Raw genomic sequence first — 15,168 nt, 5'->3', positions numbered from 1 at the left:
GAATTTGGATTTCTTTTGCGACCTTTGCGAAACCTTTGCGACTTTTGCGTCCGGCAGTCCGCTCCCCTTGTATTTGAGACAATCGGCGGTTGTACAAGGAATCTCAAAATGGACGCAGAACGCATCAACCTCATCGGCACCACCCTGGCTGACCTGCAGGGCCGGACCGCGGACCTACGGAGGTATCTTTGACTTCGATGCCAAATCGGAGCGCCTGAGGACGGTCAACGCGTCGCTGGAAGACCCGGCGGTCTGGAACGATCCCAAGAAGGCCCAGGAGCTGGGCAAGGAAAAGAAGGCCCTGGACGGCATCGTGCTGGTCATCCAGGACCTGGACCGCGAACTGGCCGACAACCTCGAGCTCTATGAAATGAGCAAGGAGGAAGGCGACGAAGCAGGCCTCGCGACCATCGAGGGCGAGACCTCGAAGCAGGAAGCCATCGTCAAGGACCTGGAGTTCCGGCGCATGTTCAACCAGCCGGCCGACCCCAGCAACTGCTTCCTGGACCTGCAGGCCGGCGCCGGCGGCACCGAAGCGTGCGACTGGGCCAGCATGCTGATGCGGCAGTACATCAAGTACGCCGAGCGCAAGGGCTTCAAGTACACGGTCGAAGACGAGACGCCGGGCGACGTGGCCGGCATCAAGAGCGCCACCCTGAAGATCGAGGGCGACTACGCCTTCGGCCTGCTGCGCACCGAGACCGGCGTGCACCGCCTGGTGCGCAAGTCGCCCTTCGACTCCTCGGGCGGCCGGCACACCAGCTTCGCCAGCGTGTTCGTCTACCCGGAAATCGACGACTCGATCGAGATCGACATCAACCCGGCGGACGTGCGCACGGACACCTACCGCGCCTCCGGCGCCGGCGGCCAGCACATCAACAAGACCGATTCGGCGGTGCGCCTGACGCACATGCCGACCGGGATCGTGGTGCAGTGCCAGGACAGCCGCTCGCAGCACAGCAACCGCGACGTCGCCTGGCGGCGCCTGCGTTCGCGCCTGTACGACTTCGAGATGCGCAAGCGCATGGAAGCGCAGCAGAAGCTGGAAGACTCGAAGACCGACGTCGGCTGGGGCCACCAGATCCGCAGCTACGTGCTGGACAACAGCCGCATCAAGGACCTGCGCACCGGCGTGGAAATCTCGGCGACGCAGAAGGTGCTGGACGGCGACCTGGATGTTTTCATCGAAGCGTCGCTGAAGCAGGGCGTCTGATGAGCGCCCCCCGCGCCTTCATCTTCGACATGGACGGGACCATGGTCGACTCCATGCCCGCCCATGCGCGCTCGTGGGAGTGGTTCCGGCAGCGGCATGGCCTGGACATGCCGGTCGACGAGATCCTGCGCCGCACCACCGGCCGCAACGGCGCGGAGTGCGTGCGCGAGCTGCTCGGCGCCGACGTGCCGGAAGACCGCGCGTGGGAACTGGTCGGCGAGAAGGAAGCGGTCTACCGCGAGATCTTCGCGGAGGAATTCCGCGAGGTCGCCGGTTTCACCGCTTTCGCGAGCCAGGCTCGCGGGCGCGGCCTGAAATGGGCCGTGGCCACCGGCGGCGACCGCCACAACCTCGCCTTCGTGCTGGATCGCCTGCACCTGCAGGCCGATGCGGACGCGCGCGGCGACATGGGCCTGCCCGGCAAGCCCGACCCGGCCATCTTCCTGGAAGCGGCGCGCCGCCTCGGCGTGCCGCCGCCGGATTGCATCGTGTTCGAGGACGCGCCGTTCGGCATCGAGGCCGCGGCCCGCGCCGGCATGCGCGCCGTCGCCATCTGCACCACCCATCCGGCCGCCGAACTGGCCGGCAAGCACGTGATCGCCCAGGCGCGCGATTTCGAAGAACTGACCAAGAAGAACTTTCTGGAGAGCCTCCATGCGTGAAGGACAATCCAAGGTGATCCACCGCGCCGACTACCAGCCGCCGGCGTTCTGGATCGACACCGTCGAACTCTGCTTCGACCTCGACCCCGCGAAGACGCGCGTGCTGAACCGCATGCGCATCCGCCGCAACCCCGACGTGCCGCCGCAGGCGCTGCGCCTGGACGGCGAGGAACTGAACCTGGCCCGCGTCCTCGTGGGCGGCCAGGGCACCAGCTTCAAGCTGGAAGACCACCAGCTGGTGCTGGAGAACCTGCCCGAAGGCAACGAGCCCTTCGACCTGGAGATCTTCACCACGTGCTACCCGGCCAAGAACACCAAGCTGATGGGGCTGTACGTCAGCAACGAAAGCTTCTTCACCCAGTGTGAAGCCGAGGGCTTCCGCCGCATCACCTACTTCCTGGACCGTCCCGACGTGATGGCCAGCTACACGGTGACCCTGCGCGCCGACAAGCAGAAGTACCCGGTGCTGCTGTCCAACGGCAACCTCGTCGCCCACGGCAACCTGGACGACGGCCGCCACTACGCCAAGTGGGTCGACCCGCACCGCAAGCCCAGCTACCTGTTCGCGCTGGTCGCGGGCCAGCTGGTGTGCCGCGAGCAGCGCATCGCCGCGCGCAATGGCAAGGAGCACCTGCTGCAGGTCTACGTGCGCCCCGGCGACCTGGACAAGACCGAGCACGCGATGAACTCGCTGATGGCCTCGGTGGCCTGGGACGAGGCGCGCTTCGGCCTGGCGCTGGACCTGGAACGCTTCATGATCGTCGCCACCAGCGACTTCAACATGGGCGCCATGGAGAACAAGGGCCTGAACATCTTCAACACGAAGTACGTCCTGGCCAACCAGGCCACGGCCACCGACACCGACTACGCCAACATCGAGTCGGTCGTCGGCCACGAATACTTCCACAACTGGACCGGCAACCGCGTCACCTGCCGCGACTGGTTCCAGCTGTCGCTGAAGGAAGGCCTCACCGTCTTCCGCGACCAGGAATTCAGCCAGGACCTGGCCGGCACGCCGTCGGCACGCGCGGTCAAGCGCATCGAGGACGTGCGCGTGCTGCGCACCGCGCAGTTCCCCGAGGACGCCGGCCCGATGGCGCACCCGGTGCGGCCCGACCAGTACCTGGAGATCAACAACTTCTACACCGTGACGGTGTACGAAAAAGGCGCAGAGGTCGTGCGCATGCAGCAGACCCTCGCTGCCAGCAGCGAGTCCGACCCCCTGGGCCGCAAAGGCTTCGCCAAGGGCCTTTCGCTGTACTTCCAGCGCAACGACGGCCACGCCGTCACCTGCGACGACTTCACCCAGGCCATCGCCGACGCCAACCCCGAGTCGCAACTGGCGCAGAAGCTGGAGCAGTTCAAGCGCTGGTACAGCCAGGCCGGCACGCCGCGCGTGAAGGTGCAGACGCACTGGGACGCCGCCGCCGGCATCTACAACATCACGCTGACGCAGTCCTGCCCGCCGACGCCGGGCCAGGCCGAGAAGCTGCCTTTCGTCATTCCGGTGGCGCTGGGCCTCCTGGACGCCGACGGCCGCGAACTCACCAGCGGCATGCACGTGCTGACGCAGCAGAGCGAGACGCTCAGCTTCCCCGGCTACTCCGCCGAGCCGGTGCCTTCGCTGCTGCGCGGCTTCAGCGCGCCGGTGGTCCTGGAGTACGACTACAGCGACCAGCAGCTGCTGACCCTGCTGGCCAACGACACCGACCCGTTCAACCGCTGGGAAGCGGGGCAGCGCCTGGCCACGGCCCGCGCGCTGGGCTTCATCCGCGGCGGCACGCCCGCCGGCGAGCTGCGGCTGGACGAAGCCTTCCTCGAGGCCATGCGCGCCGTGCTGCGCCACCCGGACCTGGACGCTGCCTTCAAGGAACTGGTGCTGACGCTTCCCGCCGAGACCTACCTCGCCGAGCAGCTGGAGGTGGTCGACCCGCAGCGCATCCACGCGGTGCGCGAGGCGATGCGCGAGCAGCTGGCCGAGGTGCTGGCCGCCGACTGGGAACAGGCTTACGAGGCCAACCGCGAGAACGGCGCTTATTCGCCCGACCCCGTGTCCAGCGGCCGCCGCGCCCTGGCCGGCCTGGCGCTGACGCACCTGTGCCTGGCCGCGCGCAAGACCAACGACCCGGTGTGGCCGGGCCGCGCCTACCAGCGCTTCAAGGACGCGTCCAACATGACGGACCGTTTCAACGCGCTGGCTGCGCTGGTCACCAGCAACAACGAACTGGCGCCGCAGGCGCTGCAGCGCTTCCACGCCATGTTCAAGAACGAAGCGCTGGTGCTGGACAAGTGGTTCGCCCTGCAGGCCGGCGCGCCGGACCGCAACGGCAACATCCTGCCGGTGGTGAAGGCGCTGATGCAGCACCCGGACTTCAACATCCGCAACCCGAACCGCGCGCGCAGCGTGATCTTCAGCTACTGCAGCGCCAACCCGGGCGGCTTCCACCGCTCGGACGCGGCCGGCTACGTGTTCTGGAGCGAGCGCGTCGTCGAACTCGATGCCATCAACCCGCAGGTGGCCGCCCGCCTGGCGCGCGCGCTCGACCGCTGGCGCAAGCTGGCTGAGCCGCTGCGCGGCGCCGCCCGCGAAGCGATCGCCCGCGTTGCCGCCAAGCCGGATTTGAGCAACGATGTGCGCGAAGTGGTGACCCGCGCGCTGGCCGATTAAGCGACGCGTGGCGCCCTGCCCCAGGAGAGCGCCATGCAGAACGTCTTCTACGCCCAATCGGGCGGCGTCACCGCGGTCATCAACGCCTCGGCCTGCGGCGTGATCGAGACGGCGCGGTCCCACCCGGGCCGCGTCGGCAAGGTCTACGCCGGCCGCAACGGCATCCTCGGCGCGCTGGCCGAGGACCTGATCGACACCAGCGAGGAATCGGCGGCGGACATCGCGCTGCTGCGCTCCACGCCGGGCGGCGCCTTCGGCTCCTGCCGCTACAAGCTGAAGTCGCTGGAGGCGAACCGGCGCGAGTACGAGCGCCTGATCGCCGTCTTCAAGGCGCACGACATAGCCTGGTTCTTCTACAACGGCGGCGGCGACTCGGCCGACACCTGCTTCAAGGTGAGCCAGCTATCGGCCAGCATGGGCTACCCGCTGCAGGCGATCCACATTCCCAAGACGGTGGACAACGACCTGCCCATCACCGACTGCTGCCCGGGCTTCGGCTCGGTCGCGAAGTACGTCGCAGTGTCGACGCTGGAAGCTTCGTACGACGTGCGCTCGATGGCGCGGACCTCGACCAAGGTGTTCGTGCTGGAGGTGATGGGCCGCCATGCCGGCTGGATCGCCGCGGCCGGCGGCCTGGTGGAGGACCAGGGCATCCCGGTCGTGGTGCTGTTCCCGGAAATCCCGTTCGAGGAGCAGAAGTTCCTGGCCCGCGTGGATGCGATGGTGAAGCAGCACGGCTTCTGCACCGTGGTGGTGTCCGAGGGCGCGCACTACGCCGACGGCCGCTTCCTGGCCGAACAGGGCAGCAAGGACGCCTTCGGCCACGCGCAACTGGGTGGCGCCGCGCCCGTGATCGCGGGCCTGGTGCGCGAGCACCTGAAGTACAAGTTCCATTGGGCCGTGGCGGACTACCTGCAGCGCGCAGCCCGGCACGTGGCTTCGAAGACCGACGTGGAACAGGCCTACGCAGTGGGCGCCGCGGCGGTGCAATTGGCCCTGGAAGGCCGCAACGCGGTGATGCCGGCGATCGAGCGCTATTCGGACGAGCCGTACAAGTACCGCATCGCCACCGCGCCGCTGTCGGAAGTGGCGAACGTCGAGAAGTTCATGCCGCGCGAGTTCATCACCGAAGACGGCTTCGGCATCACCGAAGCCTGCAAGCGCTACCTGCGGCCGCTGATCCTGGGCGAGGACTACCCGGCGTACCGCGACGGGATGCCGGTGTATGCGACCTTGAAGAACGTGGCGGTGCCCAGGAAGCTGCCTGCCTTCGACCTGTAGGCTGGGTTCGGCGCCAGCCGACCCCAGCACCCGTGTACGGTACGATTCACCCCTGCCCCGCAGGAGAGTGAATTGCCCGCCCGAGTTTCCCTGACCCGCTACCTCGTCGAACAGCAAAGAGTCGACGGCCGCATCCCCCCGCAACTGCGCCTGCTGATCGAGATCGTGGCGCGAGCCTGCAAGAAGATCTCGCATGCCGTCGAAAAGGGCGCGCTCGGCGACGTGCTGGGCTCGGCCGGCACCGACAACGTGCAGGGCGAAGTGCAGAAGAAGCTGGACATCATCGCCAACGAGGAACTGATCGAGGCCAACGAATGGGGCGGCCACCTGGCGGCCATGGCCAGCGAGGAAATGGAAGGCATCTACGTGGTGCCCAACCGCTACCCGCAGGGCGAATACCTGCTGCTGTTCGATCCGCTGGATGGCTCCTCCAACATCGACGTCAACGTCAGCATCGGCACTATCTTCAGCGTCCTGAAGAAGCCCGATGGCAGCAACCACGGCGTGAGCGAGCAGGACTTCCTGCAGGCCGGTGCCAGGCAGGTGGCGGCCGGCTACTGCATCTACGGCCCGCAGACCACGCTGGTGCTGACCGTGGGCGACGGCGTGGCGATGTTCACGCTGGACCGCGAACAGGGTTCCTTCGTGCTCACGCAGGAAGACGTCCAGATCCCCGAGGACACCAAGGAATTCGCCATCAACATGTCGAACATGCGCCACTGGGACGCCCCGGTAAAGCGCTACATCGACGAATGCCTGGCCGGCAAGGAAGGCCCGCGCGGCAAGGATTTCAACATGCGCTGGATCGCCTCGATGGTGGCGGACGTGCACCGCATCCTGACGCGTGGCGGCATCTTCCTGTACCCCTGGGACAAGCGCGAGCCGGAAAAGCCGGGCAAGCTGCGCCTGCTGTACGAAGCCAACCCGATGTCCTGGCTGGTCGAACAGGCCGGCGGCATGTCCACCAACGGCAAGCAGCGCATCCTGGACCTGCAGCCGACGAAGCTGCACGAGCGGGTCAGCGTGATCCTCGGTTCGAAAAACGAGGTGGAGCGCGTCACCTCGTACCACCGCTAAGCCGCCCTTCGTCACCCCCGCGGAGGCGGGGGCCCAGGGCATGGGGGCTATTGCAGGCGGGTGAGCTTCACCCAGATCTGCCCGCCGTTGTTGCCGTAGAAGTAGTGGCTGCCGGTGGGCGGAATTGCGTCGTTGGGGAAGAACACCAGCGTGCCCGCCCGCGTGGGCCGGAAGATGAAACCGACGTCGCGCGAGCCTGGCAAGTTGCGGACGGCCTGGCCTTGGACTTCGTCGCCAGCTTTCGCCGCCACGCCCACCGCCAGCGCGAACCAGGGCGCGCCCGGCATCCGCTTCCAGTCCGCAGCCGTGTTCATCTGGTCGCTGCCCGGCTCGCCATCCAGTGGCGAGCTGATGCGCGACGCATCGAACCAGCGTTGATTTTTCGGTAGCTCGATACGCCAGGCCTGGTTCGCATCCACTTCGATGTCGGTCAGGGTTTGCCAGTCGCTTGCCCGCACCAGGGCCACGCACGGTTCATTCCTATTCCTGGCGGCGTCGCTGCACCCCGACAGCTCGGCAAGCTCGGCCGGCCTGGGCGTGTCATACGGGATGGTGTCGTATTTGGTTGCCACACACCCAGCCATGCCGGTGGCAAGCAGGGCCAGGACCACGCTGCGCAGAAGCGCCGCGATCATGGTTGCAGCCCTCCATCGCATTCGTTCGAACCCTTGGGATGCTGGGCGAACTCGCGAACATGCAGCTCGCATGCCTCGCCGGCGCCCTGCTTGCGCCGGCCCCGGAACTTGTCGTCCTCGACAAGGCACACCTTGCCCGGTGCCAACAGGGCAAGCTGCTGATTCTCGTGGTCATGCATGGGCGCGACCTTGCGGCGTTCGAACACGGAGCGATGCACGCACAGGGTCTTGCTGCTCAGGCTCTCTTCGTCGAAAGGATAGCCGGCGACGTCCCGGTGCATTCGGTGATAGAGCGGCGACCACTTGCCCGCCTCCGGGTCGTGGCTCCCGCCGTAGACGTCCTCGCGGACCTGCGTACCGTTCGGCAGGAGCTTCGTCTCCTCCAGCTGCTCGATCATCCAGTTCAGGCTCACCCCGCTCAGCTGCGTGTCCTCGTAACCACCGCCGACATCCGAGTGCGCCCCGGCAAACCAGACCTCGCGCAACTTGATCTTTGCGATGCGGTCCTTGCAGCCTTCGAACAGGTGCGCGCGCGACAGCGGCAGCGGCGTGAAGATCCATTCCCGGTCGTCGTCGATGGACAGGGCCTGGTAGGCCTCCGTCACGTTGCACAACGTGTCCCCGTAGCGCTCCGAAGGATCGTCGATGTCCGGGTGGTAGGCCTTGAAGCCGCCCTTGTCGGCCAGGCGGGCACTCTCGTCGGGGATGCCCAGCGAAGCGACCGTGTCCCAGAGCGCCAGCGCCTGGACCTGCACCGGACCGTTCGGACGCATCGCGTGCTCGCGAAGAGCCGTCTTGATCTGCCGCGGCGTGCGCACGACTTCGTTGCCGAACCAGTCGAAATGCCCCGTGACGGCTTCGTAGACGTACTGCGCCGCCTCCGTATAGGTCTTGCCCTCCGGCTTCCTGGGTACCCCCGCGCGGTACAGGAGCGAATTCAGGATACGCGCCGTATACGCGCCCCGGCTGAAACCCACGATATAGATCTGGTCGTTCGGGCGGTAATGCTGGAGGATGAACTCATACCCCAGCCGCGCGCGGGCCCCGATGCCGGCGCCGGCGCCCATCCCGACCACGTCCGATTCGGTGCCTACGCCCTCCACGTACAAGGTGAAGATCTCCAGCCGATTCTGCAGCGTCACCAGCGAATGCAGCCGCTTGACGTTGGTGTCCGATGCCTCGTTGTTGTGCGTGCCGTCGAAGAAGACGACGATCTTGCGCGGGCCGTCGGCGCTGCCGACCGACTGCTTGTGGACGATGCTGCCGCAGCCGGCAAGCAGCAGCGCAAGGAGCGCGGTGAACACGCGCAGGAACGTTTGTTGGAACATGCTGGTCGTCGCGGCGTGAAAATGCAGCGGGCATTCTCGTGAGCCGGGGTCCGCGCCGGCTACCCCCGTTTGAGGTAGTGCGGCGAACTTGCAACAACGCGCAGGCCCTGCGAATGCCGCTAGCGAATCCCACCCACATACCGCGGCACATCAGGCGCGGCCGCCGGCTCCACCGGTTCGGCCACCGCCACCGCCCGCCGAGGCGGCTGCTCGGGCGCCAGCAGCCCGCGCTCCAGCCTGTCGGCCAGCTCGCCGAGCTCGGCGTCGTTGCCCTCGCGGGCCTTCAGGCGCGTGAAGCGCAGCACCTCCCGCGCATAGTCCGCGTTCTGCGCCATCCACTCGGTGTCGGTCACGCGGCCGGTCTTGCGCCGCAGCACCACGTGCACCTGCGCCGCCAGGGCGATCTTCTGCGAAGGGAGCATGGCAGTTGTCCTTCCCCGGCTCAGGAGCCGATGCGTTCGTTGTGCAGCCCGAGGTCCAGGCCACCCGCCTCCACGGCGTCGCCCACCCGCAGGGAAACGAACAGCCGGGTCACGGCCAGCAGCAGCATGGTGGCGAACGCCGAATAGAAGAACACCGAGACCACGCCCAGCGCCTGCATCGCCAGGCTGCCTTGCACGCCCGAGACGCCCTTGTCGGCCAGCACGCCGGTGAGCAGCGAGCCGACGATGCCGCCGACCGCGTGCACCCCGAAGACGTCCAGCGAATCGTCGGCGCGCAGCAGCCGCTTGAGGCCGGTCGCGCCCCAGTAGCACACCAGGCCGGCGACCAGGCCGATCAGCAGCGCCGCCGGCGGCGTGACGTAGCCCGAGGCCGGCGTGATGGCGACCAGCCCCGCGACCACGCCCGAACACAGCCCCAGCAGCGAGGCGCGGCGGCGCAGCACCAGTTCGCCCGCCATCCATCCGAGGCTGCCGGCCGCCGCGGCCACGTGCGTCACCAGCATCGCGAGGCCGGCGCGGCCGTCCGCAGCGACGGCGGAGCCCGCGTTGAAGCCGAACCAGCCCACCCACAGCAGGCCCGAGCCGCACATGGTGAGCGCCAGGCTGTAAGGCTCGAAGGCCTCGCGGCCGTAGCCGCGCCGCGGCCCGAGCGCATAGGCGCAGACGAGGCCGGTGACGCCGGCGTTGATGTGCACCACCGAGCCGCCGGCGAAATCGAGCACGCCCAGCGACGCCAGCCAGCCGCCCGGTTCCCACACCCAGTGCGCGATGGGCGCGTAGACGCACACGGACCACAGCGCGATGAAGATCATCAGCGCGGAGAACTTCATGCGCTCCACCACCGAGCCCATCACCAGCGCCGCCGTGATGATGGCGAAGGTCAGCTGGAACATCGCGTAGACGGACTCCGGCACGTTGGGCGCGGCGTGGCTGACGGCCACCTGGCCCGCGTCCTTCAGGTACTCCATGCCCGCGAAGCCGGCGCGCTCGACGCCACCGAGGAAGCCGTTGCCGGGCGTGAAGGCGAAGGAATAGGAGATGGCGAACCACAGCACGCTCACCAGCGCGGTGATGCCCATAACCGAGGCCATGGTGTTGATCACGCTCTTGCGGCGGACCATGCCGCCGTAGAACAGCGCGATGCCCGGCAGCGTCATCAGCAGCACCAGCGCAGTGGCGGCGATCATCCACGCGGTGTCTGCGCCGCTGATGCGGTCCACTGGCACCAGCCCGGGATGCGTCAAGGGTGGCGACTGCGCCCAGGCCGGCAGGCCGGCGCCGAGCGCGCAGGGAACGAGAAGGAGCGGGAGCTTGCGCATGGGCGGTTCTTCCTTTCGACGGGGGGATCAGGCTTCGGCGGCCAGCGGCGCGCCGGCGGTTTCGCTCCAGGCAGCGGGCTGCAGCTGCCGCTCCACCGCCTCCAGCGCGGCGGCCAGCTGCGAGCGCGCTTCTTCCAGCTGCTGCAGCCGCACCGCCGCGGCCGCGAGCAGCGGCTCCAGCACCTGCCGCGCGGCCTGCGCGGCGCCGATCTCGTCGCGGCTCGCGGCCGGCATGCCGGCGATCATCGGTCGCAGCCGCTCCAGCAGGCCGCCGCCCAGGCGATGTGCCAGCTTGTGCAGCACGGCCTGCACGCCGGCGCGCTGCTGTTCGAATTCGTGCGCGAGGCGCCGCACCCGCCGCGCGCCCTCGCAGGCCTCGGCAAAGGCATCGCAGTGGTGCAGCAGGCTGCGCAGCAGGTCACCGGCCTCGCCCTCGCCTGCGGTCGCATGCCGCAGCGCTTCCAGGGGCCGGCCCCACTGCGCCGAGCCGCGTTCGAGCCCGCGCGCCTGCATCACGAACTCCGACAGCAGCACGTCGCAGCGCGCGGCAGCGCCTGCGCTCGCGCCCATGTAGAAGCGCAGCGCCGTCCAGGTCCCGGCGGTCGCATCCACCACCCGCTGTACCTGGACGCGGAAGGCGGCTTCGTCCGCGCGCGAGGCCGCGGCGCGCAGGCCCGGGGGGATCAGCAGCTCGAAGCGCAGCGCGCGGCTGGCCGCCAGGTGTTCGGCGAAGGCCGCCAGCAACGGCGCGGCTTCGGCCTGGGCCGCTTCGCGCCGCAGCTCGCCGCTGAGCGCATGCAGGCGCGGCAGCTTGCCGCGGGCCAGGTCGCGCAGGCTCACGTCCGCGCTGCGCAGCAAGGCGGCGGGCGGGATCGAGCGCTGGGCGAGCATGGTGGCCATTCAGCTGCGTGCACCGCCGCGGCGCAGGTTGTGGATGGCGCGATCCATGCGGTGCGCGACCAGGTTCCATTGCAGGGCGCGCGGCAGCCGGCGATGCCGCGCGCGATAGGCCTCGGAAGACGTGAACTCCAGCGGGTCGCAGAAGCAGCCGTGGTCCTCCAGCAGCAGCGGGTCGTCGCCGGGCGGACATGCGTTGACCCAGGCATCGCGGGCGCCGTCCCACAGCAGTTGCCCGTCGACGTGCATGCCGTAGCCCACCTGCCAGCCCAGCGCGCGCAGGCGCTGGCGGGCGGCGGCGCCGTAGGCGGCGTCATAAAGATAGCTGTCGGTGGCCAGCCAGCGGCCCGCGCACCAGACTTCGACGATGGGCCGCGTGGGCACCATCGCCCGCGGCACCAGGCCCCGCAGGATGTCGCCATGCAGGGTGACGAAGCGCATGCGCGCCGGCAGGCCGGCGATGCGCAGCATGGCGACCAGCAGCGTGGCCTTGTCGGCCGCGTCGCCGCAGGCCTGGCCCAGCACCTCCCGCGCCGTGTGCAGCCGCATCTTGAACGGCTTGGCGAAGGGGATGCGCTTGACGAAGCGGTAGACCGCGAGCGCCTTCTCGCGCTCGCCGATGCACAGCTGCGTGAGCGACTGCACCCTCAGGCGCAGCCGCGGGTCCTCCAGGTCCAGCAGGGGCGTGGACGCGCGCCAGGCTGCGGGCGGATCGCCAGGGGAAGGAACGGCGGGAACATCGATCAGGCCTTGCGCCTCGGGCATGTTGTAGGTGTGCGTGCTGCCAACGACGCACACTCTGTTGCAAGATCAGGGCCAGGCAAACGAAAGTGTCCGTTGCCCGGCGCCCGCCCGCGCCCGCCCTCGCCTTCAGTCCGGCGTGATGTTGTTCTTCTTGATGAACGCCCCCCAGTGCTCGCGCTCCTTGCGGATGTCCACCGCGAACTCCTCCGGCGTATCCAGCACCGGGATCAGCGCCTGCTGTTCGAGACGCTGCACCACCGCGGGGTTGCGCAGCGCCTTGCCCACTTCCGCCGCCAGCTTCTTCACGATGGCCGGCGGCACCTTCGCCGGCGCCATCACGCTGAACGAAGTCCAGGCGCGGATCTGCGGGTAGCCCTCTTCCGCCAGCGTCGGCACGTTGGGCAGCAACGGGGTCTTCTGGTTCACGGCCAGCGCCACCACCTTGCCGGCCTTGATGTGCTGCTCGATCGACGCGAGGTCGGTGAACATGAACTGCAGCCGCCCCGACAGCAGGTCCTGGTAGGCCGGCGCCACGCCCTTGTACGGAACGTGCGTGAACTTCGCGCCGGTCGCGTCCTCGATCATGCGCACGCCGATGTACACCGGGCTGCCGGTGCCGGCCGAGCCGTAGAAGAACTTTTCGGGCTGCTGCTTCCCGGCCTCCAGCATGTCCTTCAGCGACTTCCAGCCGGTGGCCGGCGAGGCCACCACCACCATCGGCGCCATCACGCCGCGCGAGACCGGCGCCAGGTCGCGCTCGATGTCGAAGGGCATGGTCTTCAGCAGCGACGGGTTGATGCCCAGCGAGGAGTTCGACGCCACCAGGATCGTGTAGCCGTCGGGCGCGGACTTCGCCACGATGTCCGCGCCGATGTTGCCGCTGGCGCCCGGCTTGTTGTCGACGACGAAGCTCTGCTTCGTCTGCTCGGTCAGCGCCTGCGCCAGGATGCGGCCGAAGGCGTCGGTGCCGCCGCCCGGCGACGAAGGCACGATCACGCGCACGGGACGCGCGGGCCAGTCGGCCTGCGCCAGCGCCAGGCCGGGCAGCGCCAGGCTGCCCAGGGCGGCCTGCGTGAACACGCGGCGGGAAAGACGGGCTTGCTTCATGGTGTCTCCTCTCTTCTTCGAACTAGGCGCGGTCCGCGAGCGCGCGCTCCGCGTCGGCCTTCCACAACGCCCACGGGCGCTCCACCTGGCCTTCGGTGCTGGCCATGGCGGCGCGCGCCTCGCCCTCGGTGAGGTACTCGGGGTCGCCGAGCTGCAGCGCCTGCGCCTGCAGCCGCGCGTTGACCTCGGCATACACGGCGCGGTAGACGGCCAGCTTCAGCGTCGGCGCGACGACGGTGGAACCGTGGCCGCGCATCAGCACGCAGTTGGCCGAGGCCAGCGAATCCGCGAGCGCGCGGCCCAGGCCGTCGCTGGTGATCAGCAGGTCGCTGGCGTCGCCCGCGGCCTCGCGGATCTCGAACAGCGGTGCGCCGGCGCCGAGGAAGCCGCTCATGTGGCAGACCGGGCGCAGGCGCGCCTGGCGCGACACGGTGAAGGGCACGACCGAAGGCGAGTGGCTGTGCACCACCGCCATCACGTCGGGCCGCGCACGGTAGATGGAGCCATGGATGAAGCGCTCCAGGTACACGCGGCGGCCGTCGGCGTCCAGCGGCGTGCCGTCGTGCGTGTACGTCACGATGTCTTCGGCGCCCACCGTGCCGGGCGCCATGTTGCGCGCCAGCAGGAAGTGCTCGGGGTTCTTGTCGTGGCGCACGCTCACGTGGCCGAAGGCGTCGACGACGCCCTGGTGGAACAGGATGTGGTTGGCGACGACGAGGTCGTCGACGAGTTGCTGCGAGGGACGCTGGAGTCCGGAAGTCATGCTGGGTCGTCTCTTTCTCAGATCTTCGCCATCTCGTAGGTGGATGGCGCGAACAGTTCATCCACCTGCACGCGGCGCCGGGACAGCCCCTGCTCGTGGTGGTGGGCCAGGAAGGCTTCCAGGGTCGCCAGGTTGGCGGCCACGCCGTTGGGCCAGTAATCATGGCCCATCAGCTGCTGGGTGGCGGCCAGCTGCTCCTCCAGCCAGGGCAGCGAGGCCTTGGGCGCGGAGGGGTCGGCCAGCTTCTGCAGGCCGATGTCCTTGGCGCGATCGAAGGCCTTGAGCAGCGCCACCGGCAGCCAGGGATGCTGCGCCGCCAGCGTCTTGCGCACGCCGAGCACGTGCATGATGGGAAAGATGCGCGTGCGCCGGTAGTAGTCGCGCGACGCCGCGGTCGGGTCCGCGTAGAGCCAGCGCACCTGCGGATTGCGGCCGAAGCAGGAAGGCGCGCGCGGGCCGATGAAGGCGTCGATGTCGCCGCGATCGAGCATCGCCGACAGGGTGTCGGTCTCGGGCGCGTCGGCGATGCGGACGTCGGCGTCCAGCTGCACCTTCAGCTTCTCCAGCCGGCCCGGATGCTCGATGCCGCCGCGCACCCAGGTGACGTCCCGCGGCTCGATGCCGAAGTCCTGCTTCAGCAGCGCGCGGGCCCAGACGTTGGCGGTCAGCTGGTATTCGGGCAGGCCCACGCGCTTGCCGCGCAGGTCCGCCGGCGTCGCCACGCGGTCGCTGCGCACGTAGATGGCGGTGTGGCGGAAGGCGCGCGACATGAACACGGGCACGCCGACGTAAGGGCAGTCGCCCTGCGACACCTTCAGCGTGTAGCTGGAGAGCGACAGTTCGCTGACGTCGAACTCCTGGCCGCGGAAGGCGCGGAAGAAGATCTCCTCCGGCTCCAGCAGGCTGAACACGGGGGCTACGCCGTCGATCTGCACGTCGCCGTCGAACAGGGCGCGCGTGCGGTCGTAGTCGCCCATGGCGATGGAAAGGTTCAGTTTGCTCACGGCCCGGACCTTAAGGCCCGGGGCGCG

The 15,168-nt window shown here is 68.6% G+C and carries 14 protein-coding genes; 5 read left to right on the top strand and 9 right to left on the bottom strand.

Features of this window, described 5'->3' with window-relative positions:
* The first annotated feature begins 108 nt into the window (after positions 1 to 108).
* The 5 genes from prfB to HHL11_RS13040 all read left to right on the top strand — a co-directional run bounded on the left by prfB (position 109) and on the right by HHL11_RS13040 (position 6,901).
* Positions 109 to 1,213 (top strand): peptide chain release factor 2 gene (gene prfB / locus HHL11_RS13060; protein ID WP_169418795.1). Its coding sequence is split into 2 segments (ribosomal slippage): positions 109 to 189 and positions 191 to 1,213, totalling 1,104 coding nucleotides; the frame shifts between segments, so codons are not numbered across the junction.
* Positions 1,213 to 1,875, top strand: a complete 663-nt coding sequence (locus HHL11_RS13055) for an HAD family hydrolase (protein ID WP_169418794.1) — start codon at positions 1,213 to 1,215, stop codon at positions 1,873 to 1,875. The genes prfB and HHL11_RS13055 overlap by 1 nt, the downstream gene beginning before the upstream one ends.
* Positions 1,868 to 4,543: an aminopeptidase N gene (gene pepN / locus HHL11_RS13050; RefSeq protein WP_169418793.1), complete on the top strand. Its 2,676-nt coding sequence runs from the start codon at positions 1,868 to 1,870 to the stop codon at positions 4,541 to 4,543. Before HHL11_RS13055 ends, pepN begins: the two co-directional genes overlap by 8 nt.
* A gap of 33 nt (positions 4,544 to 4,576) precedes the next feature.
* Positions 4,577 to 5,824 carry a 6-phosphofructokinase gene (locus HHL11_RS13045; RefSeq protein ID WP_169418792.1) on the top strand — a complete coding sequence of 416 codons (1,248 nt, stop codon included), beginning with the start codon at positions 4,577 to 4,579 and terminating at the stop codon, positions 5,822 to 5,824.
* A gap of 72 nt (positions 5,825 to 5,896) precedes the next feature.
* Positions 5,897 to 6,901, top strand: coding sequence for a class 1 fructose-bisphosphatase (locus tag HHL11_RS13040; protein ID WP_169418791.1), 1,005 nt, complete (start codon positions 5,897 to 5,899; stop codon positions 6,899 to 6,901).
* Positions 6,902 to 6,948: 47 nt separating this feature from the next.
* Here HHL11_RS13040 and HHL11_RS13035 read toward each other — a convergent pair whose 3' ends face one another.
* The 9 genes from HHL11_RS13035 to HHL11_RS12995 form a co-directional block, all read right to left on the bottom strand.
* Positions 6,949 to 7,536: a hypothetical protein gene (locus tag HHL11_RS13035; protein WP_169418790.1), complete on the bottom strand. Its 588-nt coding sequence runs from the start codon at positions 7,534 to 7,536 to the stop codon at positions 6,949 to 6,951.
* Entirely contained in the window at positions 7,533 to 8,840 is a 1,308-nt protein-coding gene (locus tag HHL11_RS13030; protein WP_169418789.1) for a phospholipase effector Tle1 domain-containing protein, read from the bottom strand. The genes HHL11_RS13035 and HHL11_RS13030 overlap by 4 nt, the downstream gene beginning before the upstream one ends.
* Before the next feature lie 143 nt (positions 8,841 to 8,983).
* Entirely contained in the window at positions 8,984 to 9,286 is a 303-nt protein-coding gene (locus tag HHL11_RS13025; protein ID WP_169418788.1) for a hypothetical protein, read from the bottom strand.
* Between the two features lie 20 nt (positions 9,287 to 9,306).
* Positions 9,307 to 10,626 (bottom strand): ammonium transporter, encoded by a 1,320-nt coding sequence (locus HHL11_RS13020; protein ID WP_169418787.1) that lies wholly within the window; start codon positions 10,624 to 10,626, stop codon positions 9,307 to 9,309.
* A 27-nt stretch (positions 10,627 to 10,653) separates the two neighbouring features.
* The gene (locus HHL11_RS13015) at positions 10,654 to 11,526 is read right to left on the bottom strand and encodes a hypothetical protein (protein ID WP_169418786.1); all 873 of its coding nucleotides are present in this window, start codon (positions 11,524 to 11,526) and stop codon (positions 10,654 to 10,656) included.
* Complete coding sequence (locus HHL11_RS13010; RefSeq protein WP_169418785.1) at positions 11,527 to 12,288, bottom strand: transglutaminase-like domain-containing protein; 762 nt, start codon at positions 12,286 to 12,288, stop codon at positions 11,527 to 11,529.
* Between the two features lie 105 nt (positions 12,289 to 12,393).
* Positions 12,394 to 13,374, bottom strand: coding sequence for a Bug family tripartite tricarboxylate transporter substrate binding protein (locus tag HHL11_RS13005; RefSeq protein WP_169418784.1), 981 nt, complete (start codon positions 13,372 to 13,374; stop codon positions 12,394 to 12,396).
* 22 nt (positions 13,375 to 13,396) lie between these two features.
* A complete protein-coding gene (locus HHL11_RS13000) occupies positions 13,397 to 14,137 on the bottom strand; it encodes a class II aldolase/adducin family protein (protein ID WP_169418783.1) in 741 nt (246 codons plus the stop codon).
* A 17-nt stretch (positions 14,138 to 14,154) separates the two neighbouring features.
* Positions 14,155 to 15,141: a substrate-binding domain-containing protein gene (locus HHL11_RS12995; RefSeq protein ID WP_169418782.1), complete on the bottom strand. Its 987-nt coding sequence runs from the start codon at positions 15,139 to 15,141 to the stop codon at positions 14,155 to 14,157.
* Positions 15,142 to 15,168 lie beyond the last annotated feature (27 nt).

This window comes from Ramlibacter agri (assembly GCF_012927085.1).
GTDB lineage: Bacteria > Pseudomonadota > Gammaproteobacteria > Burkholderiales > Burkholderiaceae_C > Ramlibacter > Ramlibacter agri.
The sequence above is the reverse complement of the archived record's forward strand: the minus strand, read 5'-3'. Positions and strand labels throughout refer to the sequence as shown.